Source organism: Nonomuraea jiangxiensis (genome assembly GCF_900099965.1).
GTDB classification, from domain to species: Bacteria; Actinomycetota; Actinomycetes; order Streptosporangiales; family Streptosporangiaceae; genus Nonomuraea; species Nonomuraea jiangxiensis.
The window spans coordinates 242,764-266,587 of the sequence record NZ_FNDJ01000014.1; the positions used below are offsets into that span (position 1 = coordinate 242,764).

Below are 23,824 nucleotides of genomic sequence, written 5' to 3' on the forward strand. Positions count from 1 at the left end.
GCGCCACGGCGATTCAGGCGGGAGGCCGGGCACGTTCGTGACGGGCGTCTACCACGAGGGCGACGGCCAGGCCGGTGATGGCCAGGGCGAGGGCGGGGACGATCGCCAGGCGTGGCGTGGCGGCCACTAGCGGCGTGGCCTCGCTCACCATGCCGCCCCAGTCGGTGTCGGGCGGGGGCAGCCCGATGCCGAGGAAGCTCAGCGAGGTGACGGCGATCAGCGTTCTGGCGAAGTCGGCGGTGGCGACGGTCAGGACGGGTCCGGCGATGTGCGGTGCGATGGTACGCCGGAGCAGGTAGAGCGGGGAGGCGCCGATGGCCCGTACGGCCAGGACGTAGTCGGAGGAGGCCACCCGGCGGGTCGCCGTGTGGGCGATGAGGCCGCAGTTGACCCAGCCGAGCGGTACGAGGGCCGCCAGGACGGTGGCGTTCCCTGGCGGCAGCACGCCTGCCAGCGCGAGCGCGAGGGTGAGGCCGGGCAGCGCGAGCGCCATGGTGGCGGCCAGGCGCAGCAGCCGCTCGGGCACCCCTCCGGCCAGCCCCGCCGCCGCGCCGGACAGCGTGCCCAGGATCGTGGTGGCTGCCGTGATGGCCAGCGCGAACAGCAGGGACATGCGGCCGGCCGCGGCGGTTCTGGTGAGGAGGTCCCGGCCGAGCTGGTCGGTGCCGAGCCAGTGCTCCGGGCTCGGCGGCAGGAGCAGGCGCTCCAGGTCCGGCCGGTGCGGGTCGTACCCGGACACCATCGGGGTGAGCAGGCAGAACAGGACGACCAGGGCGAGCAGCGCGGCGCCGGCGCGACCGGTCATCGGCGGCGCATCCGCGGATCGGCGGCCGCCAGGCAGAGCTCGGTCAGGGCCAGGAGCAGCACGGCCGCGACCGCGATGACCAGCACGTACGCCTGCACGACGGGCAGGTCCCGCTGCCTGATCGCCGACACCGCGAGCTGCCCCACGCCCGGCCAGGAGAACAGCGTCTCCACCACGACCGCGCCGGCCAGCAGCTCGGCGAGCACCGTACCGGCCGCCGTGATGGCGTTCGGCGCGGCCACGCGCAGGGCGTGCACCATGATCGCGCGTCGGGACCCCATCCCCTTGGCGGTGGCGAGTTTGACGAACGGCATCCGTAAGGCCTGGACCAGGTCGGCCCGGAGCAGCCGCAGCAGCGTCGCGGCGCCCGCCAGGCCGAGGGTGAGGGCGGGCAGCACCACGGCGCCGGGGCTGTCCGCCCCGCCCGTGGGCAGCATGCGCAGTCCGACCGAGACGACGCTGATCAGCAGGATGCCCACGATGTAGGGCGGGACGCCGGCGATCGCCACCGTCACGAACGCGATGGCGCGGCTGTCGAGCGCCCGCGGCCTGAACGCGGCCCTGACGGAGGCGAGCACGGCGAGGACGACCGCGATCAGCGCCGCCGCTCCCGCCAGCCGCAGCGTCGCCGGAACCCGCGAGAAGATCTCGGCGGCGACGGGGGAGCGGTCGGTGTAGGAGCGTCCGAGGTCGCCTTGTAGCACGTCGAGCAGCCACCGCAGATACCGGGTGAACAGCGGCCGGTCGAGTCCCAGCTCGGCGCGCAGCGCCGCCACGCTGCGCGCCGTCGGCTGGATGCCGCCGCGGCGCAGGATCTCCTCGGCCGGATCGCCCGGCGCCAGCGAGGTCAGCAGGAAGACCAGCACCGACAGCGCCACCAGCACGAGCAGCAGCTCGGCGGCGCGCCGCAGGACGGTGACCGTCACCTCAGCGGGGCCAGCTTGCCCAGGTCGACCACGTACGCGACGTTCTGAGCCACCCCGCCGACCTTGCTCGTCGTCACGATGGGATTGTCCTGGTACGCGAGCGGGATCATCGGCCGGTCACCGGCGAGCAGCCGCTGGATCCGGTGGTAGAGGTCACGCCGCCGGCCTGGGTCGGTCTCGGCCGCCGCCTGGTCGACCAAGCCGTCGAACTCGGTGCTGCGGTAGCCGAGCCTGCGTTCGACGTTCCAGGAGGCGTCGGAGCGCAGGAACCGGCGGAACAGGTAGTCGGGGTCGCCGTTGGGCACGCTGTAGGCGCTGAGGAAGATGTCGTAGTCCCCGGCCTCCATCACGGACTTGGTGGCCTCGGCCACGGTCACCTTCGCGGGCAGCCCCGCCTGCTCCAAGGCCGCGCGCAGGACCTCGGCGATATCGGTGTAGGGGAACTGGCCGGTCTCGGCCGAGGAGATCAGGATGGAGACGGGGGTGGCCGGCGCGCCCGCGGCGGTGACCAACTCGCGAGCCCTGCCCGGGTCGTATCTCGCGGTCGATGAGGGGTCGGCGAGGTCGCCGAACACCGGTGACAGGAACCCCGCACCCGGGCCGGCCGTGCCGGCGAGGAGCTTGCCGGCGATGGCCTGACGATCGATCGCCAGGTCGGCCGCCTCGCGCAGGCGGGGATCGGAGAACGGTTCGCGCGAGGCGTTGAAGGTCAGGTAGTGCGTCAGCACCGAGGGGCTGCGGACGACCCGGAAGCCGCGGTCACCGGCGACGGCCGCGACCTGTCCCGGCAGCACCGCGCCCTTGTCGATCAGCCCGTCCACCTCACCGGCACGCAACGCCGCAATCCGCGCGTTGGCGTCCGGGATCACCCTGACCACGATCTTCCGGTAGGCGGGGGCGGTTCCGTAGTAGTGCGGGTTCGCGGCAAGCTCGGCCTGCTGCCCCTTGACCCAGCTCACCAGCGTGTACGGCCCCGTCCCCACAGGCTTGCCGGCGAACTCGCCCGAGGACGTGAACGCCTTGGGCGACTGGACCATGCTGTAGAAGCCCGCCAGCCTGCTCGGCAGGTCGGCCACCGGCTGGTCCAGGTCGAACGTCACCTTGCCGCCCTCGGCCCTGACGTCGCCGAGCTTGCCGTAGGCCGCCTCCATCCCGGCGTCGAGGCTGAAGAACGCCGACTGGCGGGGCGCGATCCGCAGGAACCGCTCGATGTTGGCGACCACCGACTCGGCGGTCAGCGGTGTCCCGTCGCTGAACCGTACGCCGTCGCGCAGGGTGAACGTCCAGCGCCGCCCCTGATCCGCGCTGTCCCAGCCGGTGGCCAGGGCGGGAACGGGCCGCAGTTTGTCGTCCACGGTCACCAGGGGCTCCCACACCCGTAACGTCTGATGCGTGTAGTAGGGATCCTCGGGACCGGCGACCAGGTCGCGCGGGGCCGCCAGGGTCAGCTGCCGCCCGTCCCGTCCCGGCGGCTGCGGGCCGCCGCAGCCCGCGAGGAGCACTCCCAAGAGCGCCACCAGCATGATCGCGACTCGTCTTCTCATCCCGATCTCCGATTCAAAGGGTCCTCATTCAGATGTAAACGTGTTCATCACGGGGCGGCAGGCCCAGATGCGCAGACCGGAGGGCGTCGCCGGATAGTGCGGCGGGGTCGAAGTGGCCGATCACCTCCGACGTTCACGACGGGTCCGGGGGCTCCTGATTGTTCAGGCGCTGGGGCGTGAGGCGTAGGGGAGCAGGGCCATCTCGCGGGCGTTCTTGACGGCCCTGGCGATCTGGCGCTGCTGCCGCACCGTGACGCCGGTGACCCGGCGACTGCGGATCTTGCCCCGGTCGGAGATGAACTTGCGCAGCAGGGCGGTGTCCTTGTAGTCGATGCGGTCGACGTGCAGCAGCGGGTTGGGCTTCTTGCGCGGGGCGCGGCGGGTCTTCATGTGTTCTCCTTGACGAGGATGGGGGCGAACGGGTCGTCGTAGCGGGCCCAGGCGTCCTGCCCGGCCCGTTCCTCCTCCTCGGTGAGCAGGCACGAGTCGAGGAGCGTACGGAAGCGCTCGGCGTCGAGGTCTGGGCCGGTGAAGACCAGGTGCTGGACCCGGTCGCCGCGGTCGGGGTCCCAGTCCAGGTCGGCGGCCAGGCGGCGGGCCGGGGAGACCAGGTCCCAGGCGGCCTCCGGCAGTGAGGCCAGCCACGGGCCCGCGGCCTCGACCGAGACGATGCCGGCCACGGCGTCCCAGGCCAGCAGTTCGTCGGGGCTGCTGGCCAGCCAGAAGCGACCGCGGGAGCGGACCGACTCGGTGACCAGTTCGTCGACGGCCTCGAACAGGCGGGCCGGGTGGAGTGGGCGGCGGCTGCGCCAGACGGCGGTGACGATCTCGTCGGTCCGGGTGTCGCCGGGCAGTTGGGCGGTGGTGGGGTCCACGCGCTCGGCCAGTTCGCCCGTGCACACCCCGGCGCCGGTGGCCGGCGGGAGGACGGCGACGGTGTGCACCGGGGTGAAGGGGGCGAGGTGGGTGAGCACCCGCCGCGCCAGCTCCCGGTCGTCCTCGTCACCGCCGTGCAGCACCAGGGCGGTCGGGTATTCGATCTGGCGGGTCAGGACCTCGGCCAGATAGCGCTGGTCGCCGGCGGCGGCGGGTTTGCCGACGTTGAGCAGGCGCTCGCCGCAGGTGAGGTCGTCGGGCAGAGCGGCGGCGTCGAGCGCGGTGAGCACAGCGGTCAGGCGCAGGGTCTCCTGGGCCTCGTCGCAGTCGACGGCTTCGGCCACCGATCGGGGCTCGACCGAGTCCCACAGGTCCACGATCAGCAAGGTCGCGCCGGTCGCTCGCATGACGAGCTGGGGGAGCAGGTCCTCGCGCACGGTGCAGGTGACGCAGCCGTGCGCGAGCCGCACCTCGGCCGTGTCGAGCACGCCCGTGGCGTCCCGGACGGTGCGGCGGACGTGGCCGTGGGTGACGTCGGTCAGGTCGTGGTGCAGGGCGATCGAGCCGGGATGGGTGGCGAGCAGCCGATCGACGGTGGCGGTGCGGGCCGCGGCGTGCAGGCCCGCGACGAGGGCGACCGGGGTTGGCAAGACACCTCCAGTTGTAGAAATGAAAACCGTTTTCGCTATCATGGCACACGTCCGCAAGTGGAAAGGAACCGCTTTGGCAAGGAATGAGGTGCGCCCCTTGATCAAGATGAGATCGACGGCGGGCACCGGCTACACGTACGTGACCAGGAAGAACCGCCGGAACACCCCCGACAGGCTCACCCTTCGCAAGTACGACCCGACCATCCGCCGGCACGTCCTCTTCCGGGAGGAGCGATGAGGAAGGGCCTCCACCCCTTCTCCACCGGCCGCGTCGACCAGCGCCACGGAAGGACCTGATGTCCGCGCACTGCCAGCTCACCGGGGTGAGGCCGGTCTTCGGCAACCACGTCTCCCACTCCCACCGCCGCACCCGCCGGCGCTGGGACCCCAACATCCAGCGGCGCCGCTACTGGGTGCCGAGCGAGGGCCGCCACGTCCGGCTCACGCTCAGCGCTCGCGCGATCAAGACAATCGACCAGATCGGCATCGACCGGGCGCTCGCGCGGATCCGGGCGAGAGGAGAGAAGATCTGATGGCCAAGAAGAGCAAGATCGCCGCGAACGAGCGGCGCAAGGCCGTCGTCCGGCGCCATGCCGAGCGCCGGGCCCGGCTGAAGGAGATCATCCGCACCGGCATGCCGCAGGAGCAGGCCGAAGCCGTCCGGGAGCTGGCCCGCCAGCCGCGCGACGCCAGCGCCACCCGCATCCGCAACCGCGACTCGGTCGACGGCCGGCCGCGCGGGCACCTCACCAAGTTCGGCCTGTCCCGGGTGCGCTTCCGCGAGATGGCCCACCGCGGCGAACTGCCGGGCATCAGGAAAGCGAGCTGGTAGCCATGGCCGTGCCCAAGCGCAGGACCTCGCGCAGCAACACCCGCCACCGCCGCAGCCAGTGGAAGGCCACCGTGCCCGACCTGGTCCCGATCACCCTGAACGGGCGGCGGCTGCTCGTGCCCCGCGGCCTCGTCCGCGCCTACCACCGCGGCCTGATCGCCGCCGATTGAGCCGACCCTGCCACCGACCCTGCCGTGCTCTCATGAGTGAGGTGGGGTCCGGGTCGTCCCGTTCGCGACCTGCCAGGCGAGCGTGGGGCTCGGCGGGGTCCGTAGCGGGCCGTGGTCAGTGGCCGGGAGCGGTTGTGAGCAGGTCCGGCGAGAGGTCGGCGACTCGGGCGTTGCCGCTGGTGGCCATCGTGATGTCCAGGTCGGCCAGCAGGCAGCGGATGACGTGCCGTACCCCTGCTTGTCCGGCGAGCCCCAGCCCGTACGCGTAAGGCCGGCCGAGCAGCACCGCCTTCGCCCCCAGCGCCAGGGCCTTGATCACATCCGAGCCGGAGCGGATGCCGCTGTCGAACAGCACGGTGAGCCGGTCGCCCACCGCCTCCGCCACGGCGGGCAGCGCGTCCAGCGCCCCGGCCGCGCCGTCGACCTGGCGGCCGCCGTGGTTCGAGACGACGACGCCGTCCATCCCGGCGTCGGCCGCGCGGCGCGCGTCGTCGGGATGCTGGATGCCCTTGAGCACGATGGGCCCCTGCCAGCGCTCGCGCAGGAACGGCAGGTCGTCCCAGGTGAGCGACGGATCGCCGAAGAGACGCGCCCAGATCGCGATCGCGCGGTCGCGATTGGTCTCGCCGATCGGGTCCCCGACGAGCTTCTGGAACACCGGATCGGTGAAGTAGTTGGCGACCCCGATGCCGTACAGGAACGGCAGGTACGCCTGGTCCAGGTCGCGCGGGCGCCAGCCGAGCGTATGGGTGTCCAGGGTGACGACCAGCGCCTCGTAGCCGCTGTCGTGCGCGCGCTGGACGAAGCTCGCCGCGAGGTCGCGGTCATTGGGCCAGTAGAGCTGGTACCACCGGGGTCCTTCGCCGCCGGCCTGCGCGACCTGCTCGATGGAGTGGGAGGAGGCCGTACTGAGGATCATCGGGACCTGCTCGGCCGCCGCGGCGCGAGCCACCGCGAGCTCGCCCTCGGGATGCATGATGGTCAGGACGCCGACCGGGCCGAGCAGCAGCGGCGAGCGCAGCCGCCGGCCGAACAACTCGACGGACAGATCGCGGACGGCCACGTCACGGAGCATCCGCGGCACGATCCGCCGCCGCCCGAACGCCTCCAGGTTGGCGCGCGCGGTGGACTCCGTGCCCGCGGACCCGGCGACGTAGCCGAACGCGCGCGAGTCGAGCCGTTCCTGCGCGAGCCGTTCGAGCGCGGCCATGCCGGTGGGCAGAATCGGCGTACCGCCGTCGAGCCCGTCGCGGTAGATCTCGTTCTGGTAGTCGGCGGCCACGGTCATGATCCTCCTCCTGTACGGAGCCGTTCGGGCACGGGCCCGCCGAGGCGGTGCTCCGGGCCGTGGGCGGGTTCGACGAGGGCGCCGCCGCGCCACAGGGCGGTGATCTCGGCGTCGTCGTAGCCCAGTTCGCGCAGCAACTCCTCATTGTGCTCTCCCTGGCGGGCGGGCTGCGGTGGCACGGGGGCGGGGGTCTGGCAGTCGGCGCCGAAATGCCAGGGGACGCCGGGGATGGTGATCTCGCCGCCGTCGCGGTCGGGCACGGTACGGATCGCCCCCCAGCCGGCCGCCCACTCGCCGGACGCGATCTCGTGAAGGGTGCGGACCCGCCCGGTGGCGATCTTGGCCTCGGAGAGCTGGGCGTTGAGGGAGGCCATGTCGTCGAAGGTCCAGATCCACTGCTGGACGATGGCGTGCAACTCGGTCAGGTGGCTGCGGCGGGCCTCGGGGGTGCGGAAGCGCGGGTCGTCGGCGAGGTCCGGCCGGCGCATGGCCGCCAGGTAGGACGAGAAGGACATGCTGCCCACCAGGCTCATCGGGCTGACGAACCGCTCGCCGCCCGGGCCGGTGAAGAACGGGCAGTCGGTCGCGCCCAGGATCGGGGTCTCCGCCCCCAGCTCCTCGCCCGACAGGTCGGCGTGCACCCGCTCGTTGACGGCCAGCATCACCGCGGCCATGGCCACGTCCACGTACTGTCCCTCGCCGGTACGGTCACGGTGGTGCAGCGCCGCCAGGACGGCGATCGCGGCGTGCAGCCCGGAGTAGACGTCCGCGTGCGACAGGGAGTCGGTACGCAGCCGCCCGTCCGGCCTGCCGAACTGCTCCTCGGTGATCGCCGTGAGCCCTGTCTCGGCCTGTACGGTGGGCGCGTACGCCATACGGGACCGCCACGCGCCATGCTGCCCGTAACCGCTGATCGAGACGTAGACGACGGCCGGGTTACGTGCCGCGACGCGGTCGTAGCCGAGGCCGAACGCCGCGAGCGTGCCCGGCCGGAAGTTCTCCACGACCACGTCGGCACGGTCGCACAACCGCAGAGCGACCTCCTGCGCGCCCGGCACGTTGAGATCGATGGACAGGTTGCGCTTGCCGGCGTTCTGCTGGGCGTAGTAGCCGGAGATCTCCCCCTTGCGCGGGAACGCCCGCCGCGACAGATCGCCCGCGGGAGGTTCCACCTTGATGACGTCGGCTCCCAGGTCACGCAGCGTCTGCGCGCACAGCGGCCCGGCGAGCACCCGGGAGAAGTCCACGACCTGGATCCCGTCGAGAGGCAGGGCCATGCTCAGCACCCCCTGAAGCGGGCCAGCCCGGGACCGTTACGCCGATAGGACTCCACGCCCGAGCGGAAGTCGTCCGAGCCGAAGATGGGCCTCTGCAGCTCGGCCATCGCCTCGTCGGCCGCGCGAACGCCCTGGTCGACCGCCACCGCGACCAGAGCCTTGGTCGCGGCGTGGGCCACGGTCGGGCCGGCGGCGAGTTCGCGGGCGAGGGTCATGGTGGCGGCTCGCAGCCGCTCGTCGGGTACGACGCGGTTGATCAGGCCCCAGCGTTCCAGCGTGCGGGCGTCGTAGCGGCGGCCGAGCATCGCCATCTCCTTCGCCCGTGCCGCGCCGGCCCGTTGGGCGATCCGCTGCACGGCCCCCATCAGGGGATGCAGGCCCACGGTCGCCTCCACCGAGCCCAGCTCCGCGGACTCGCTCGCCACGACCAGGTCGCAGGCGAGCGCCAGTTCGAGGCCGCCACCGACGCAGACCCCGTGCACGCCGGCCACGATGGGGACCGGCAACCTCTCGAAGGCGTCGAGCAGGTCGAGCCTCGACCGGCCGAGCGGCCCGTCGCCGCGCGTCGCGGCGGCCGACAACGCGTCCAGATCCGCCCCCGCGCAGAAGTGCCGCAGGCCGCTGGTCAGCATCACGGCCCGGGCTCCCTGCTCCCCGGCCCAGCGCAGCGCCTCGATGATCTGCTCGGAGAACGCGGCGTCGAGCAGGTTGTACGGCCGGTGCCGCAGCGTCAGGATCGCCACCGTGCCGTCCATCAGGCGCGCCACCGGTTGGTCCGTTTTGATCTGCTTGTGCGGCATCGCGTCCGCCCCCTGCCCGCCCCTGACCCGGGGCCGCGGAACGGTGCCGCCGACCAGTCGGCAGAGGCGCTCGATCTGACTTTCGAAGGGAAAGTCAATAGATACCTCGGACGCTACGCCTTATACTTTTAAGATGCAAGCCAGCAGGTGGGCCGGGGAGGATGCCCCCAGGCTCCCGGCGATCTCCACGGTCAGAGCGCGGGCGGTGGACGTTCCCATGGCGCGGCCCTTGCGCACCGCGTCGGGATCGATCTCGACGGCTCCGCTCATCCTGCTCGACGTGGTCACCGAGAGCGGCCTCGTCGGACACTCCTACCTTTTCGCATACAGCCGGCTGATGATGCCGGCCATGGTCTCGATCGTCCGGGAGCTGGCTCCGGAGCTGGCGGGAGAGTCCATCGCCCCGGGGCGGCGGATGCGGGACATGCGGCGGCGGTTCCGGTTGCTCGGCACGCAGGGGTTGCTCGGCATGGTCATCTCGGGGATCGAGATGGCGCTCTGGGATGTCCTCGGGAAACTGTTGGGCCGGCCGGTCGCCGACCTGCTCGGAGGCGAGGCCGTCGCGCTGCGGGCCTACGACAGCTACGGCATGGTCGACCTCCCGCGGGACGAGGCGGCCATCAGGGAGTCCGTCGAGTCTGGATTCCGGGCCGTCAAGATCAAGATCGGCTATCCGGACGCGGCCGATGACGTGGCGGTCGTCCGGCGGGTTCGGGAGATCGTGGGCCCCGAGATCGACCTGATGGTCGACTACAACCAGTCGCTCGATCCGCCCGAGGCGTGCAGGCGGATCGAGCGGCTACGCGAATTCGATCTCTACTGGGTCGAGGAGCCCGTCGCCGCCGAGGACCTCGCCGGCCATTCCCTCGTGCGGCGGGTGACCGGTGCGAGAATCCAGACCGGCGAGAACTGGTGGTTCCCCGAGGGGTGCCAGGCGGCGATCGCCGCGTCGGCCGGCGACTTCGCCATGCTGGACCTCATGAAGATCGGTGGTTTCACCGGTTGGATGCTCGCGGCGGGACAGGCGCACGCGGCCTCGCTGCCCGTGTCCAGTCATCTCTTCGTCGAAGCGAGCGCGCACGCCATGGCCGTGACGCCCACGGGTGACTGGGTGGAGCACTTCGACCTCGCGGGCGCGATCCTGGAGGCCCCATGCCGACCGGTCGACGGCCACATCACGGCGACCGGGCCGGGGCTCGGGATCACCTGGAACGAGGAGGCGATCGCGCGGTACGCGCTATGACGGCCCGTTATGCCTGGTTTCCCTCGGCTAAACTTGCTCAACGCAAGCCAGCGAATGGAGGTTGACGTGACCAAGGGGCCACGGCCACAGGCGCCGGTTTCCTGTCCGATCGGACGCGCCGTCGGCCTGCTGGGCGAGCGGTGGACGCTGCTGATCCTGCGTAACGCCAACCTGGGCACGACCCGCTTCGACGCCTTCCGGGCGGAGCTCGGAATCGCCGACAACATCCTGTCCAGCAGGCTCGCCCGGATGGTCGAGGCCGGGCTGCTCACACGGGTCCCCTACCGCGGCAGCGGGCGCACCCGGCACGAATACCGGCTCACCACCGCGGGGGCCGAGGTGCTTCCGGTGCTGCACGCCCTGGCCGTCTGGGGCCAGGAGCACACGGAGTCACCCGAGCCGGCCGCTCCCATGCGGGTGATCCACCAGCAGTGCGGGCAGGTGACGACTCCTGGCCGGGTGTGCGACCACTGTGGCGAGCCCGTCCGGCGCGAGGAGGAGGCGTGGGTCCGGCCCTGGCTCTCCTCCGAGCCGACCGTCCTCGCGAGCCCGGTGCGGACCGGCTCCTGACACGGGCATCCGTCACGACGCTTTCGTGATCCGTCGCTGGTGTACGCGCAGCTGGAGGGTGGCCAGGTCGAGCAGCGGAGTGCTCACGGACAGAGCCCGGGCACGGGCCACGAAGTCGCCGAACACGTGCTCCGCCTCCGTGGGCCGCCCGGCGACGACGTCGCGGTACATCGACGAGGTGAATCCGGAACCGCTCTGCGTGACCATCTCGGTGATCGCGTCGAGTTCGCCGGCCGGCACGGGATGGCCGGCCGCGGCCGACACCGCCGCCGCCTCGGCGAGGATGGCGGGGCCCAGCCCGCTGCCGCCGGGGACGGCGACGATCTCCCCGACCGAGCCGCGGGCCAAGCAGGTCAATGCGCCGACGGTGATGATGAAGGCCCATTTGTGCCACATGGCCGTGATGATGTCCGCCGCTACGGCGGTGTCGAAGCCCGCGGCGGACAGGAGCTCGTACACGTCCATCAGCCGCTCGGACGACTGCCCGGATTGCTCTCCGATGACCAGTTCCGCCATCGGGGCCAGGCGGACGATGTCCCCATCCGCGTTGACGGTCGTGGCGACCTTGACCACGCCACCCAGGACCGACGCCGCACCGAACCGTGCGTTGAGCGCGTCGAGATGCGCCATGCCGTTGAGGAAGGGCACGATCGAGGTTCCCTGGCCGACCGCCGGCGCGACGTTCTCGATGGCCTGTGCCAGCTCAGTGGCCTTCACCGACAACAGGATGACGTCGTAGGCGCCGGTGATCTCCTCTGCGGTGATCAGCCGGGGTTCGATCAGCGTCCGCTCGCCGAGACCGGTGATTCGCAGTCCTCGCTCACCCAGCACCGCGGCCCGGTGCGGGCGTACCAGAAAGGTGACGTCCCGACCGGCCTGGACGAGCCGAGCCCCGAAGAACCCCCCGGTCGCGCCGGCGCCGACGATCAGGATCCTCCCGGCGCCATCCTGGCTGGTGTCCATCACGGTGCCCTTCTCTCATCTGGCTTGCATAGGAAAAGCCTAGTTGAGCGAACGGGGGCCATGCGGAAATTCTGCGCGGGGCCTCATCGCGACGGCTGCTTCACGCCCCACAGCGTGCCGGTCGGGTCGGTGACGTAGGCGACCAGGCCTTCCCCCGGCAGTTCCTGGACCTCGTTGACGACGGAGCCGCCGTTCCTGATCACGGCCTTCAGTGACGATGCGATGTCCGCCACCTCCAGCCAGGCGATCACCGGCTGGGACTGGTGGTCGCGGCTCATGATGGCGCCGTCGATGCCCGCACCCGGGCCGGTGGCCGCCAGCAGGTAGCCGGGCAGGAACGGCGAGGCGGTCAGGTCCCAGCCGAAGCTGGAGGCGAAGAACTCGGCCGTGCCGGCGACGTCCGGCGTGGTGACCTCGAAGTGGATGATGTTTCCCATGCCGTCGAAGCTACGGTCCGGCGACCGGAACGGGCTTGGATAAATCGGTCAGCCGTCCATGGCCATCAGGCGGGCGATGCCGTCGTAGGCACTCCGGAACGTCCGGGCCGTCATGCCGGCGTAGCGGACGAACTCCCGGCTGGCGTGCGACTGGTCGTAGTAGCCGGCCGCCGCCGCCAGCATCGCCGCGCTGTCGCCGTGGACGGAGTTCAGCAGTGTGTCCGTGAACCGGCGGTGCCGCATGATCGAGATGTACTGCTTGGGCGTGAGGCCGATCCGGCGGGCGAACTCCCGGTAGAGCGTCGAGGCGGAGGCCCCGGCGAGCCCCGGCAGGTCGCCGACCTCCACGTCCCCGGGGGCGCCGTCGATGGCGTGCACCGCCCGGCGGATGAGCTCGCAGTCCCGTGGCGCCTCCGGCAGCAGGGCCGTCAGCCAGGAGTCCAGCTCCCGCGCCGGGTCCGTGCCGAGCCCGGCGCGGCTGGGGAGGATGGCGGCGAGCTCCTCGACCTGCGTCGGGTCCCTGCCGGAGGCGGGCCAGAGCTCGCGTGCTCCCCATGGGGTGAGCTGCACGCCGACGTGGTGGGAGGCATGCTCCGATTCGAGGACGAAGGGCTCCGGCGTGGCGGGCAGGAACACGTCGGCGTTGCGGGCGCGCCTTCCCCGGGTGTCGATGCGCACCCCCGCCGGACCGAGGCAGAACTGGACGGTCGCCCGGCCGTTCGGCACCAGCACCGCGCGAATCGGCCGCGCGGGGGGCGGCGACACGATGGACCAGTAGTGCTCGACCACGTCCCGCAGCGGCGCGGCCGGCGTGAAACGTCGGTACCTCATGACCTCGCGGCCTCCCCACCTCCCGCCGAGCTCAGCCTAGTGGGTTGCGCCTTTGACCTGCACTTTGGTGGAGGTTGCACCCTGTGGGTCGGACACGCTGCTCACCTCGGCAGGGCGGCCCCTCGTCCGGGATCAGGCGGGAGGACGGCTGGCGGCGACTCGGTCCAGGAAGCGGAGTTGTGTCCGTGACTCGATCGCCTTGGGGTCATATGCCTCCCGCACCCAGCGGGCGGCCTCCTCCGGCGGCATCCCGCGCAGGACGGCGAGGGCGGCCAGGGCGGTGCCGGTGCGGCCGTGGCCGCCGGCGCAGGCGACCTCGACGCGTTCACCGCGCCCGACGCGTGCCAGGAGGTCGCTCAGCTGCCCGATCGCCTCGTCGGGACGGCGCGGGGCGGAGAAGTCGGGCCAGTCGACCCGCGCGTACGGCCAGGGCGGCGTCCAGGGGCGCAACCCGACCAGGTAGCGGCCGTAGAGGGTGGGCCGGTCGAGGGGATGCCCGAGCAGATAGAGCCCGAACTCCACCGGCGGGTCCGGCGCCGGGGCGCCGCGCAGCCCGCGGGCCAGCACCGTGCCCCCGCCCGGAAGATCGAGACCACGTATGCCGGGGCGCTGCCCGGCCCTGCCATCGGTGCTCACCAGAACCTCCCTGTCTCGCCCGCTCGTCCCAGCGACCCTACGAACGTGGGGGACGGCGGTCCATGAGGTTCGCTACAGGCCGATGGCTGTGGATTTCCGCAGGGGGGAGCTGAGAGGTTCGCCCCGGTAAGTCGGTGCTCTGCCTCATGGTTCGTGATCATGGCGGGACCATAGCTTTCCGGCATGACGAACACGATGCGCAGACGGCTGATCACGGTCGTCGCGGCGCTCTCCACTGTCCTGGCCACCGGGACCTCGGCTGTCGCGGCGCACGCCTCTCGCGCCGCCGGGGCGGAAGGGCGGTCCGGCGTGGACCGGGCGGCGGTGACGAAGATGTTGAAGGGTCTGGTGGCGGAGCGGGCTTCGACGGCCGCGCTGATCCGGGTGCGCGACGGCCGGCGGGAGTGGACGGCCGTCGCGGGGACGGCGGAGCTCGCACCGGGCCGGCCGGCGAACCCCGCCGGATATTTCCGGATCGGTAGCGTCACCAAGACCTTCGTCGCCACCGTCCTGCTCCAACTGTGCGACGAGGGCCGGCTCCGGCTCGACGACCCCGTCGAACGGTATCTGCCCGGTGCCGTACCGGACGGCGCGCGCATCACGGTCCGCCGGCTGCTGAACCACACCAGCGGCCTGCACGACTACATGAGCGAACCGGGCTACTCCACCAACCGGTGGCGCGGCGCCGCCAGGTTCCGCTCCTACGACGCCGGGCGACTGCTCTCGGTGGCCTTCGCGAAGCCGCCGACGTTCCCGCCGGGGGCGGGCTGGAGCTACTCCAACACCAACTACGTCGTCGCGGGCCTGCTGATCGAGAAGCTGACCGGCCACTCGTACGAGGCCGAGATCGAGCGCAGGATCCTGCGCCCGCTCCGCCTCACCCAGACGAGCCTGCCCGGCGACCGCGCAGGACTGCCCCGCCCGCACGCCCATGGCTACCACCGGCTCCCGGAGGGACGTACCGTGGACGCCACCCGGATGAACCCCTCCCTGGACTGGGCCGCCGGCGAGATGATCTCGACGACCCGCGACCTCGAACGCTTCTTCCAGGCGCTGCTCACCGGCAGGCTGACCAGCCCGGCGGCACTGGCCGCCATGCGCACGGTGACCGCCACCGACGCCGGCTTCGACTACGGCCTGGGCCTGCAGCGGTACACGCTGCCCTGCGGCCGGGGCGTCTGGGGCCACAGCGGTGAGCTGATCGGCTACCTGACCTTCGCCTTCCGCGCCGACGACGGCCGCCAGCTGACCCTGTCCGTCAACCCGTACACGCGGAAGCCCTCCCAGGAGCAGGTCTTCGCCATCGCCACGTTGGTCTTCTGTCCCTGAGGCCGCCGCGGGCGGGGTGCGGGTCAGCGCCGGGACGGGGCCGGGCGGCGTAACCAGAGGCCGGCGGCGGCGGCGAGAGCGAGCAGGAGTCCCACCGCCACCAGGATCCGGCCGTCGGGCCCGGCCTCGCCGCCGCCGCCGGTCGCAGGCCCGCCCTCGGGGGTCTCGGTGGTGGTGGGGGACGTCGGGTCGGAGGTCGGCTCAGTGGTGGGCTCCGTGGTCGTCGGGTCCGGGTCGGTGGTTTCCGTGGAGGTGGGGTCGGTGCTGGGGGTGGTCTCCTGGCCGTTGCCGGGGACCCGCAGGGGATACTCCGTCCGGGCGCCCGTGTTCGCGACCTCGCACTCGATCGCCGGATTCTGCGGGTCGGAGCCGAAGTTGATGGCGGCCACGCGCACCGTCCCCTCGTCCGCCACGCTCGCGGTGGTCTTGAGCTCTACCGTCGTCACGGGGAGCGGGATGGGCTCTCCCGGGACGATCGTGCCGACGGAGCCGACGCCGGTGGCGGAGGTCAGCCGTTCGAAGCCGCTGATGCCGACGTAGGCGTACAGGTTGACCTCGCCCTCCAGCCCGGTGTCGGGGGCCATCAGCTCGCGGCCCTCCACGTAGGAGCCCCGCCAGCCGATGGTCATCTGCACGTTCACCTGGGCGTCCGTGGGTACCGTCAGCTGGATGTCCACCTGGACGGCCTGGGTCTCGCCCGTGGCGATCGTCTTGCACGTGTACGCCACCACCTCCGCCGTCTCGTGCACGGCCGGGGCGGCGGCGTGCGAGAAGAGCAGGGCGGCGGCTGCGATGGCCATATCGACGCGCACGAGGGAACTCCCTTGCAACGGATGGTGCACAAGAGGAGACGGGGCATAAGCACGCCGGGTTGACAGACACGCCCACATTCCGACAAATGTGTTCGGGCACTGCGGGTCGAAGCGGTAATGAGCCGGACGCATCCCCCGGGCCCTACTACGCTCCCATAGACGGGCATTCATGGGGGCGGAGGGATTCGTGACGGTCAACGGGGCAGCGGCGAGCCTAGAGGCGACGGCCGAGGTGCCTGCGTCGGGCGAGGTGGTCGGGCGGGTGCTCGGGACGCAGGCGGCCTCGCCGTTGTCGTTCTGGGTGGGGCTGGAGCCCGGCAAGGTGCTGCAGCTCGACGACGTGGTGGTGACCAGGCGGGAGGTGCCCGGCTACGGGCCGGTGCTGATGGCCGGCGTGGTGTCGACCGTGGAGGCCAGGCACGAGGGGGCCGCGTACGACTCCGACGTGTTCCTGATCGCCGACGGCGCGCTGCCCGCGGCCGTGGTCGAGGTGGCCGAGGTGCGCGTGACCAGGGTCGAGCCGGAGGTGTTCGTGCCGCCGCTGCCGGGCGCCACGGTGTACCTGGCCAGGGGCGGGGATCGCGACCAGGCGCTCTACTTCGACGTGATGGAGCGGCGGGTGCCGCTGGGGATGGGCCGCGACGGGCAGCCGCTGTACGTCAACTTCGACTTCCTGGACGGCACCCGCGGCGCGCACGTGTCCATCTCCGGCGTGTCCGGGGTGGCCACCAAGACGTCGTTCGCCACGTTCCTGCTCTACTCGATCTTCAACTCCGGGGTGCTGCGCGACGAGTCGGCCAACACCAAGGCGCTGATCTTCTCCGTCAAGGGCGAGGACCTGCTGTTCCTCGACCACGACAACCTGCGGCTGGACGAGAGCGCCCGGGGCGTCTACGGCCGGCTCGGGCTGCCCGCGCGGGCGTTCGGCAGCGTGCACGTGTTCGCGCCGCCCCGGCCCGGCGACCCCAACGGCGTGCCGCACGTGGCCGCCCGGACCCAGGGGGTGAGCGCGTTCTACTGGACGCTGGTGGAGTTCTGCGCGGAGGAGCTGCTGCGGTTCGTCTTCGCCGACGCCGATGACGAGCGGGCCGGCTACTCACTGCTCGTGGGCCAGGTCGCCGCCCGGCTGAAGGCGTGGGCCGAACCGGTGGGCGACGGCGGAGCGGTCATGGTGCGCGGCACCGCCTGCCGTACGTTCGCCGACCTGGTCGAGCTGCTGTCCGACGAGTTGCAGGACGAGGCCGGCCGCCAGGAGTGGACGGGGGCGCAGACGCCGCTCGGCACCGTCAACGCGTTCCTGCGCAGGCTGCGCAGCGCCGTGCGGGCGCTGTCCCCGATCATCCGGGGCGACCTGCCGTTCTACCGCAACCACTCCGTCAGCACCTCCGACGCGCAGGTCTCGATCGTGGACCTGCACAACCTGCCGGAGCGGGCGCAGCGGTTCGTGGTGGGTGTGGTGCTGCGCGGCGAGTTCCACCGCAAGGAGTCCTCGGGCACCGCCCGGCCGCTGCTGTTCGTGGTGCTGGACGAGCTGAACAAGTACGCGCCGCGCGAGGGCGACTCCCCGATCAAGGAGATCCTGCTGGACGTGGCCGAGCGGGGCCGCTCGCTCGGCGTGATCCTCATCGGCGCCCAGCAGACCGCCTCGGAGGTGGAGCGCCGCATCGTCTCCAACAGCGCCGTACGCGTCGCCGGCCGCCTCGACCCGGCCGAGGCCGCCCGCTCCGAGTACGGCTGGCTGCCCCCTGCCGTACGGGAACGCGCCACGATCGCCAAGCCGGGCACCATGTTCGTGGCACAGCCGGAGATCCCGGTCCCGCTGGCCGTCGCCTTCCCCTTCCCGGCCTGGGCGACGAGGCCCGCCGAGGCGGCGGCCCGGGCGGCGACAGCGACGTCCGAAGACCCGTTCAAGGGGTTGCCCGGCGTCGAAGACGACATCCCGCCGTTCTGAGTCAGGTGGTTTCGTGAAGATCCTGCACACCGCGGACTGGCACGTGGGCAAGGTGCTCAAGGGCCGTCCCCGGCTCGACGAGCACCGTGCCGTGCTGCGCGAGCTGGTCGCCGCCGCGCGTACCCACGACGTGGACGCCGTCATCGTGGCCGGCGACCTGTTCGACACCTCCGCACCCACGCCCGAGGCGCAGTCGCTGGTGCTGGGCGCGCTGATGGCGCTGCGCGGCGACGGCCGGGAGGTGGTGGTGCTGGCCGGCAACCACGACAACCCGCAGCTGTTCGAGGTCTACCGGCCGGTGCTCGGCGCGCTCGGCCTGCACGTGCTCGGCGCCTTCCGCCGCCCCGACGCGGGCGGCACGCTGGCCTTCACCGCCCGTACCGGCGAGCCGGTGCGCCTGGCCGTGCTGCCCTTCCTGTCCCACCGGTACGTCGTCCGCGCCGCCGAGGTGCTCACCGGCACCGCCGCCGAGCACAACCGCGACTACGCCACCCGCGTCGCCGAGCTGATGGGCGCGCTGACCGCCGGGTTCCACGGCGACACCGTCAACCTGGTCACCACCCACGGCACCCTGCCCGGCGGGGCGTTCGGCGGCGGCGAGCGGGAGGCCCAGTCCATCTTCTCCTACTACTTCGAGCCGACCGTCTTCCCCACCTCCACCCAGTACGCCGCCCTCGGCCACCTGCACCGCCGCCAGCAGATCCCCGGCCCCTGCCCGATCTGGTACAGCGGCTCGCCGCTCGCCGTCGACTTCGGGGAGGAGGGCAACACCCCCGGCGCGCTGCTGGTCGAGGTCTCGCCCGGCCGCCCGGCGGTGGTGCGGGAGCTGACGTTCGGCGCGGCCCGCCGGCTGCGCACCGTACGCGGCACGCTGGAGCAGCTGGAGGCTCAGATCCGCGAAGCTGGCGACGACTGGCTCAAGGTGATCGTCGAGGAACGCCCCCGGGTGGGCCTGGCGGACACGGTGCGCGACCTGCTGCCCGGCGCCGTGGACGTGCTGCTGGACGAGCGGTTCAGGCCGGTGCCGGCCGTACGTAAGGGCGGCTCGGCCGAGCGCAGTCCGCGTGAGTTGTTCCGCGAATACCTCACCGCCACCGGACGCCACGACGACCAGGTGGCCTCGCTGTTCGACCGGCTCTACGACGAGGTGACCGGCTGATGCGTCCCCTGCTGCTCAACCTCGACCACTTCGGCAGCTTCCGCGAGCCGGCGGCCGTGGACTTCTCCGACACCGAATACTTCGCCCTGGTCGGGCCGACCGGCGCGGGCAAGAGCACGATCATCGACGCCATCTGCTTCGCCCTGTACGGCACGGTGCCGCGCTGGGGCAAGGAGAACGTCATCTCCCACGCCTTGGCCCCCTCGGCCGCCGCCGGCAAGGTGGGGCTGGTGTTCGAGAGCGGCGGCCGGCGCTACGGCGTCGTCCGGTCGATGGCCCGCGACAACAAGGGCGCGGTACGGACCAAGGCCGCAAGGCTCGACGAGCTGGACCCGGAGGCGCCGCTCGCCCAGGCGTACGAGGCGGTGCTCAAATCCCTCGCCGAGGGCGAGCACGTCACCCCCGAGGTGCAGCGGCTGACCGGGCTGGAGTACAAGTTCTTCACCCAGTGCGTGGTGCTGCCGCAGGGCCGCTTCGCCGAGTTCCTGCACGCCGCGCCGCGCGAGCGGCAGGACCTGCTGGTGCAGCTCCTCGACGCCGACGTGTACGAGCGGATCAGGCAGCGGGCGGCCGGCGAGGAGGAGGCCGCCAAGAGCGCCGCCGCCTTCGCCCGGGGTCAGCTCGACCGGCTGTCGGGCGCGTCGGAGGAGGCCGAGCGGGAGGCGGCCGACCGGCTGGCGGCGCTGCGGCGGCTGGCCGGCACCATGGACACCGACCTGGATCTGCTGCGTGCCCGCGAGGCCGAGATCCGGCGCGCCGAGCAGGAGCGGGCCTCCGTGGCCGAGCGGCAGTCCGCGCTGTCGTCGCTGCGCATGCCGAGCGCGGTGCCGACGCTGGCCACCGCCCGGCGCGCCGCCGAGGAGTCGATCGGGACGCTCACGGACGAGGTGGCCGCGCTGGAGGCCGACGACCGTGCGGCGGACGAGGCGCTGGCGGCGCTGGGCGATCGCGCCGAGCCGATGTCCGCGCTGTCCGCCCTGGAGGCCCGCGAGCGGCTGACCGCCGAGGCCGGCAAGGCCCGTGCCGCCGCCTCCACGGCGGGCGCGTCGCTGGAGGGCACCAAGGCCGCCTTCGTCGCGGCCGAGCAGGCGGTGGCCGCCGCCGAGCACGAGCGCGAGCGGCTGCGCGACGCCCATGCCGCCGCGGGGCTGGCGCACCGGCTGGCCGTGGGCGAGCCCTGCCCGGTGTGCCTGCGGCCGGTCACCGAACTGCCTACGGAGCCGTCGGCCGGGTCGTCCGCCGAGCTGTCGGCCGGAAGGGCCGCCGCGTCGCGCAGGGGGCATGGCGAGCTCGCCGACCTCGGCGCCGCCGACCGGGCCCTGGCCGCCGCCCGGGACCGCGCCGCCCGCGCCCGCTCCGCGCACGCCAAGGCGGAGACGTCGGCGTCGATGCTGGCCGGGCAGGCGACCCGGCTGGAGTCCGAGCTGGCCGCGCTGCCCGCCCCGGGCGATCGGGCCAGGATCGAGGCGGCGCTGGCCGCGTTCGCCAAGGCGGACGAGCTGGCCAACCAGGCGCGTACCGCCGTGCGCGCCGCCCGCCGCCGGCTGGACCAGGCTCGGGCCGCTGCCCAGCAGGTCGAACGCCAGGCCGAGAGCGCCTGGCGCACCCTGGAGTCGACCCGCGACCGCCTCCTCGTGCTCGGCTCGCACGACGTACCCCCGCCCGCCCTCGACCGCGGCGACCTGCACCGGGCCTGGACCGAGCTGCTCGGCTGGCGGGACCAGGCCGCCAGAGCCGCAGCCGCCGCGCTGGCCGCGCGCGAGGCCGAAGTGGCCGAGGCCGCCGCCAGGCTCGCCGGCGACCGCCGCAACCTCGCCGAGCGCCTGGCCCAACACGGCGTCACCGTGCCGCGCGAGGCCACGCCCGACCAGCTCGGCGCCGCGGTCGCCGGGGCCGTGGCCCGGGCCGACGGCGCCCTCGAACGCCTCAGGGAGGACCGCAAACGCGCCGCCGAGCTGGAGCGGGTCGTCGCCGAGAAGGAGCATGAGGCCAAGGTCGCGCACGAGCTGGCGCTGCGGCTGAGGGCCAACGCCTTCGAGCGCTGGCTGTGCGCCGAGGCCCTGGAGGTCCTGGTCGCCGGCGCCTCCGACACGCTGCGCGAGCTGTCCGACGGCCAGTACGAACTCGCGCTCGCCGACCGCACCGGGGACATCGAGGTCATCGACCACGGCGAGGCCGGCATGCGACGCAGCGCCCGAACGTTGTCGGGCGGCGAGACGTTCCAGGCGGCGCTGGCCCTGGCCCTGGCGCTGTCCGGCGCCGTCGCCAGGGGCCTGGACTCGATCTTCCTGGACGAGGGCTTCGGCACCCTGGACCCGGCCACGCTGGACACCGTCGCCACCACCCTCGAACGCCTCGCCTCCGGCCGGGAACGCATGATCGGCGTCGTCACCCACGTTCCGGCGCTGGCCGAACGGGTGCCGGTACGCTTCGAGGTCAGGCGTGACGCCAAGGGCTCCCACGTACGGAAGGCAGGTCTGTGACAGGATTCACCGTCGATCCGTGGGACCCCGGTTATGCCGCCGCCCTGGCCGTCGAGGCCCTCTCCGAGCTGGGGGCGACCAGTGCCGAGCTGGTTCTCGACGTCGAGCGGCCGGCCGCCGACTGGAAGCCGGTCACGCCGGGTCCCAGTGCCGCCGCTCCCGGCACGCTGCTGGTCGCGGACGGCGTACGCAGGATCGACGCCCGGGTCTGGGTGCACGACGACGACGCGCCCATGCCCTTGCCCGGGATCGCCGCCTCCTACGCGGCCGGGATCGTCCGCTGCGGCCCGGACGGGGCCGAGCTGGCCGCGATCGACGTACACCGGACGCTGATCTCCGCCTCGCCGCTCACGCCCGAGGTGAAGACCGCGCACGCCGTCTACCGGCCGAGCCGGGCCGCGGGCTCCGCCTTCGACGAGCTGTCCCTGGCCTTGCAGCGCCAGGTCACCCAGTCGGAGGTGGACCTGGCGGTGCGGCACCGGTCGGCGAGCGACGATCTGCTGCTGGTGGACGGGCCGTTGCGGGGACGTACGCATCTGCCGCGCACGGTCGGCTACATCAAGACCCACCACACCGCCTACCTGCCCTCGCCGCAGTCCGCCGTGGTCGCGGCGCTCGGGCCGGGGCAGCGCACGCCGGTGTTCCTCATGGGTACGAGCTGGCGCCGGCACGCCTGGTACCTGCGCCTCCCGGTGCAGTCGTCGGCCCCCTGGGCGGGCATCGCGCGCTGCGAGGCCAGCGCCGACCTGGACGCGGGGGAGGTGGCGCGGCTGGCCGACGCGGTGACGCTGGCCCTGCCCGCCCTGGCCGGGGTGGACTACAAGGACCCGCGCGCACCTCAGAACCTGGTCCCGATCGGCGGCCTGGAAAAGCTGCTGCGCCACCACCTGGGGGATGCCCGGCTGCTCTACCGGTCGTTGCGCAACGCCAGCCGCTAGACGGCGAACACCTGCGCGTCGTCCGCGAACGCCTTGAACTCCATCGCGTTGCCCGCCGGGTCCAGCAGGAACATCGTCCACTGCTCACCGGGCAGGCCCTCGAAGCGCAGGTACGGCTCGATGACGAACTGGATGCCGGCGTCGCGGAACCGATCCGCCAGCTTATGAAATTCCGGAATTGTCAGGATAAGTCCGAAATGCGGCACCGGCACGTCGTGGCCGTCAACCGGGTTGTGCACTCGTTCGGAGCGGCCGGGGGCCAGGTGGGTGACGAACTGGTGGCCGTGCAGGTTCCAGTCGATCCACTTGTCGGAGCTGCGACCCTGCGCACAGCCCATGAGTTCGCCGTAGAAGCGACGGGCCGCCTCCAGGTCGTCCACGGGCACGGCCAGGTGGAACCGGGGGATGTCGGTCATTGTCTGCCTTTCCGGATCTTAAGCGACATTTACCAAGAACGAACGGTAGCTACCCTGCGGGCGTTCCACGGAATCCCTCCCCCCCAGGCGGCACGCGCGCTGTGGGGTCGAGCGGTTCAGGCCCCTTGAGAGGCGTCGCTGGTGGGAGCCGGCGCCGCTCGGCGAAACACGTCACCCGGATCCCCCCCGCGCCGACCGGTCCCAGGATTGTCGGTGGCGGCTGGCAAGGTAACCCATGGATCTTTCCGGTGCGTCGCTCTACGCGGCAAGGTGTGGGGTGTGCCAAGTGTGCACCGCGACTTGTGAGGCGGCGGGTGGAGCCCTGTGCGGATTGCCCCGCCCGACAGGGCCTCCCCCTTGGCGCGCCGCGTCGGCGAGCAGGTGTGCGGTGGGGTCCGGCGCAACGCGGACGGTGCTAGCCCGCCAACGACCGTGAAGTTCCCGAAGAGAGGTGCACTGTGCCAGGCCCCGACCGCTCGCCCATCGACGAGCCACCACCGTCCGACGCCCCGAGCCCGGGATACCGAGCGGATCGGTCCGGCGGGAGGCATGTCGGGCGTGGTGCGGGCCGGTCCCACGGCGGGCCCGTTGCCAGCATTGGCGGGCCCTTGGGGCGCTTGGGGCGCTTGGGGCCGTTGAGAGCTGTTGAGAGGCCGGTGGGGCGGTTCCGTGCTGCCGGCCGACACGCCGACCCCGAGCCCCCGCTCACCCCCACCTCCAGCCTCGGAACCGGCCCCCAGGCCCAACCGCACCCGTCCCAGACCCCGAACCGCCCCATCCGCCCCCAACCCCGGAACCGCGCCACTCGCCCCCAACCCCGGAGCCGCGTCACTCGCCGCCAGGCTCAACCGCAGCCGCCCCACGCCCGGAGCCGCGCCATCCGCCCTC

Annotated in this window: 25 protein-coding genes; 11 read left to right on the plus strand and 14 right to left on the minus strand. The window is 72.4% G+C overall.

All coding sequences use genetic code 11. The features are described from left to right. Window positions 1-13 precede the first annotated feature (13 nt). The 5 genes from BLS95_RS30060 to BLS95_RS30080 form a co-directional block, all read right to left on the minus strand. A complete protein-coding gene (locus BLS95_RS30060; protein WP_090938735.1) occupies window positions 14-805 on the minus strand; it encodes an ABC transporter permease in 792 nt (263 codons plus the stop codon). Further along, a complete protein-coding gene (locus tag BLS95_RS30065) occupies window positions 802-1,731 on the minus strand; it encodes an ABC transporter permease (protein ID WP_090938738.1) in 930 nt (309 codons plus the stop codon). Before BLS95_RS30065 ends, BLS95_RS30060 begins: the two co-directional genes overlap by 4 nt. Next, the gene (locus BLS95_RS30070; protein ID WP_090938741.1) at window positions 1,728-3,275 is read right to left on the minus strand and encodes an ABC transporter substrate-binding protein; all 1,548 of its coding nucleotides are present in this window, start codon (window positions 3,273-3,275) and stop codon (window positions 1,728-1,730) included. Before BLS95_RS30070 ends, BLS95_RS30065 begins: the two co-directional genes overlap by 4 nt. A gap of 162 nt (window positions 3,276-3,437) precedes the next feature. After that, complete coding sequence (gene rpsR, locus BLS95_RS30075; RefSeq protein WP_090938744.1) at window positions 3,438-3,665, minus strand: 30S ribosomal protein S18; 228 nt, start codon at window positions 3,663-3,665, stop codon at window positions 3,438-3,440. Continuing rightward, window positions 3,662-4,801, minus strand: coding sequence for a CobW family GTP-binding protein (locus tag BLS95_RS30080; protein ID WP_245765370.1), 1,140 nt, complete (start codon window positions 4,799-4,801; stop codon window positions 3,662-3,664). Before BLS95_RS30080 ends, rpsR begins: the two co-directional genes overlap by 4 nt. A 73-nt stretch (window positions 4,802-4,874) precedes the next feature. Between BLS95_RS30080 and rpmG the strand changes: the two genes are divergently transcribed. From rpmG to rpmF, 4 genes are read left to right on the plus strand one after another with little or no spacing between them, the layout of a single operon-like run. Then, window positions 4,875-5,039: a 50S ribosomal protein L33 gene (gene rpmG, locus BLS95_RS30085; protein ID WP_090938749.1), complete on the plus strand. Its 165-nt coding sequence runs from the start codon at window positions 4,875-4,877 to the stop codon at window positions 5,037-5,039. Window positions 5,040-5,097: 58 nt separating this feature from the next. After that, window positions 5,098-5,334: a 50S ribosomal protein L28 gene (rpmB, locus tag BLS95_RS30090; protein ID WP_090938753.1), complete on the plus strand. Its 237-nt coding sequence runs from the start codon at window positions 5,098-5,100 to the stop codon at window positions 5,332-5,334. Then, a complete protein-coding gene (gene rpsN, locus BLS95_RS30095) occupies window positions 5,334-5,633 on the plus strand; it encodes a 30S ribosomal protein S14 (protein WP_090938757.1) in 300 nt (99 codons plus the stop codon). Before rpmB ends, rpsN begins: the two co-directional genes overlap by 1 nt. Before the next feature lie 2 nt (window positions 5,634-5,635). After that, window positions 5,636-5,803, plus strand: a complete 168-nt coding sequence (rpmF, locus tag BLS95_RS30100; RefSeq protein WP_090938760.1) for a 50S ribosomal protein L32 — start codon at window positions 5,636-5,638, stop codon at window positions 5,801-5,803. Between the two features lie 115 nt (window positions 5,804-5,918). Here the strand turns inward: rpmF and BLS95_RS30105 are convergent, their stop codons facing one another. Genes BLS95_RS30105 through BLS95_RS30115 form a run of 3 tightly spaced genes read right to left on the minus strand, consistent with a single transcriptional unit; the run spans window position 5,919 to window position 9,168 of the window. After that, window positions 5,919-7,091 (minus strand): lactate 2-monooxygenase, encoded by a 1,173-nt coding sequence (locus BLS95_RS30105; RefSeq protein WP_090938763.1) that lies wholly within the window; start codon window positions 7,089-7,091, stop codon window positions 5,919-5,921. Further along, complete coding sequence (locus tag BLS95_RS30110; protein ID WP_090938766.1) at window positions 7,088-8,368, minus strand: CaiB/BaiF CoA transferase family protein; 1,281 nt, start codon at window positions 8,366-8,368, stop codon at window positions 7,088-7,090. Before BLS95_RS30110 ends, BLS95_RS30105 begins: the two co-directional genes overlap by 4 nt. A gap of 2 nt (window positions 8,369-8,370) precedes the next feature. After that, window positions 8,371-9,168: an enoyl-CoA hydratase/isomerase family protein gene (locus tag BLS95_RS30115; RefSeq protein ID WP_090938769.1), complete on the minus strand. Its 798-nt coding sequence runs from the start codon at window positions 9,166-9,168 to the stop codon at window positions 8,371-8,373. A gap of 133 nt (window positions 9,169-9,301) precedes the next feature. Between BLS95_RS30115 and BLS95_RS30120 the strand changes: the two genes are divergently transcribed. Both BLS95_RS30120 and BLS95_RS30125 read left to right on the plus strand, forming a co-directional pair. Beyond that, a complete protein-coding gene (locus BLS95_RS30120) occupies window positions 9,302-10,411 on the plus strand; it encodes an enolase C-terminal domain-like protein (RefSeq protein WP_090938773.1) in 1,110 nt (369 codons plus the stop codon). A gap of 66 nt (window positions 10,412-10,477) precedes the next feature. Further along, entirely contained in the window at window positions 10,478-10,981 is a 504-nt protein-coding gene (locus BLS95_RS30125; protein WP_218136042.1) for a winged helix-turn-helix transcriptional regulator, read from the plus strand. A gap of 12 nt (window positions 10,982-10,993) precedes the next feature. Here BLS95_RS30125 and BLS95_RS30130 read toward each other — a convergent pair whose 3' ends face one another. From BLS95_RS30130 to BLS95_RS30145, 4 genes are all read right to left on the minus strand, one after another. Further along, entirely contained in the window at window positions 10,994-11,944 is a 951-nt protein-coding gene (locus BLS95_RS30130) for a 2-dehydropantoate 2-reductase (RefSeq protein WP_090938779.1), read from the minus strand. 83 nt (window positions 11,945-12,027) lie between these two features. Beyond that, window positions 12,028-12,381 (minus strand): VOC family protein, encoded by a 354-nt coding sequence (locus BLS95_RS30135; RefSeq protein ID WP_090938781.1) that lies wholly within the window; start codon window positions 12,379-12,381, stop codon window positions 12,028-12,030. 48 nt (window positions 12,382-12,429) lie between these two features. Then, the gene (locus BLS95_RS30140; protein ID WP_090938784.1) at window positions 12,430-13,212 is read right to left on the minus strand and encodes an AraC family transcriptional regulator; all 783 of its coding nucleotides are present in this window, start codon (window positions 13,210-13,212) and stop codon (window positions 12,430-12,432) included. Window positions 13,213-13,344: 132 nt separating this feature from the next. After that, window positions 13,345-13,848: a protein-tyrosine phosphatase family protein gene (locus tag BLS95_RS30145; RefSeq protein ID WP_090938787.1), complete on the minus strand. Its 504-nt coding sequence runs from the start codon at window positions 13,846-13,848 to the stop codon at window positions 13,345-13,347. A 183-nt stretch (window positions 13,849-14,031) separates the two neighbouring features. Here BLS95_RS30145 and BLS95_RS30150 point away from each other — a divergent pair, with 183 nt between their 5' ends. After that, window positions 14,032-15,177: a serine hydrolase domain-containing protein gene (locus tag BLS95_RS30150; RefSeq protein ID WP_245765371.1), complete on the plus strand. Its 1,146-nt coding sequence runs from the start codon at window positions 14,032-14,034 to the stop codon at window positions 15,175-15,177. Window positions 15,178-15,200: 23 nt separating this feature from the next. Here BLS95_RS30150 and BLS95_RS30155 read toward each other — a convergent pair whose 3' ends face one another. Beyond that, on the minus strand, window positions 15,201-15,989 hold the full coding sequence (locus tag BLS95_RS30155; protein ID WP_143043917.1) for a hypothetical protein: 789 nt from the start codon (window positions 15,987-15,989) through the stop codon (window positions 15,201-15,203). A 187-nt stretch (window positions 15,990-16,176) separates the two neighbouring features. Between BLS95_RS30155 and BLS95_RS30160 the strand changes: the two genes are divergently transcribed. From BLS95_RS30160 to BLS95_RS30175, 4 genes are read left to right on the plus strand one after another with little or no spacing between them, the layout of a single operon-like run. Then, window positions 16,177-17,940, plus strand: coding sequence for an ATP-binding protein (locus BLS95_RS30160; protein WP_090938793.1), 1,764 nt, complete (start codon window positions 16,177-16,179; stop codon window positions 17,938-17,940). Between the two features lie 13 nt (window positions 17,941-17,953). Continuing rightward, the gene (locus BLS95_RS30165; RefSeq protein ID WP_090938796.1) at window positions 17,954-19,099 is read left to right on the plus strand and encodes an exonuclease SbcCD subunit D; all 1,146 of its coding nucleotides are present in this window, start codon (window positions 17,954-17,956) and stop codon (window positions 19,097-19,099) included. Beyond that, window positions 19,099-21,582: an AAA family ATPase gene (locus BLS95_RS30170; RefSeq protein ID WP_090938799.1), complete on the plus strand. Its 2,484-nt coding sequence runs from the start codon at window positions 19,099-19,101 to the stop codon at window positions 21,580-21,582. The genes BLS95_RS30165 and BLS95_RS30170 overlap by 1 nt, the downstream gene beginning before the upstream one ends. After that, the gene (locus BLS95_RS30175; RefSeq protein ID WP_090938801.1) at window positions 21,579-22,520 is read left to right on the plus strand and encodes a hypothetical protein; all 942 of its coding nucleotides are present in this window, start codon (window positions 21,579-21,581) and stop codon (window positions 22,518-22,520) included. Before BLS95_RS30170 ends, BLS95_RS30175 begins: the two co-directional genes overlap by 4 nt. Here the strand turns inward: BLS95_RS30175 and BLS95_RS30180 are convergent. Next, entirely contained in the window at window positions 22,517-22,936 is a 420-nt protein-coding gene (locus BLS95_RS30180) for a VOC family protein (protein ID WP_090938804.1), read from the minus strand. The genes BLS95_RS30175 and BLS95_RS30180 overlap by 4 nt on opposite strands. Between the last annotated feature and the right edge of the window lie 888 nt (window positions 22,937-23,824).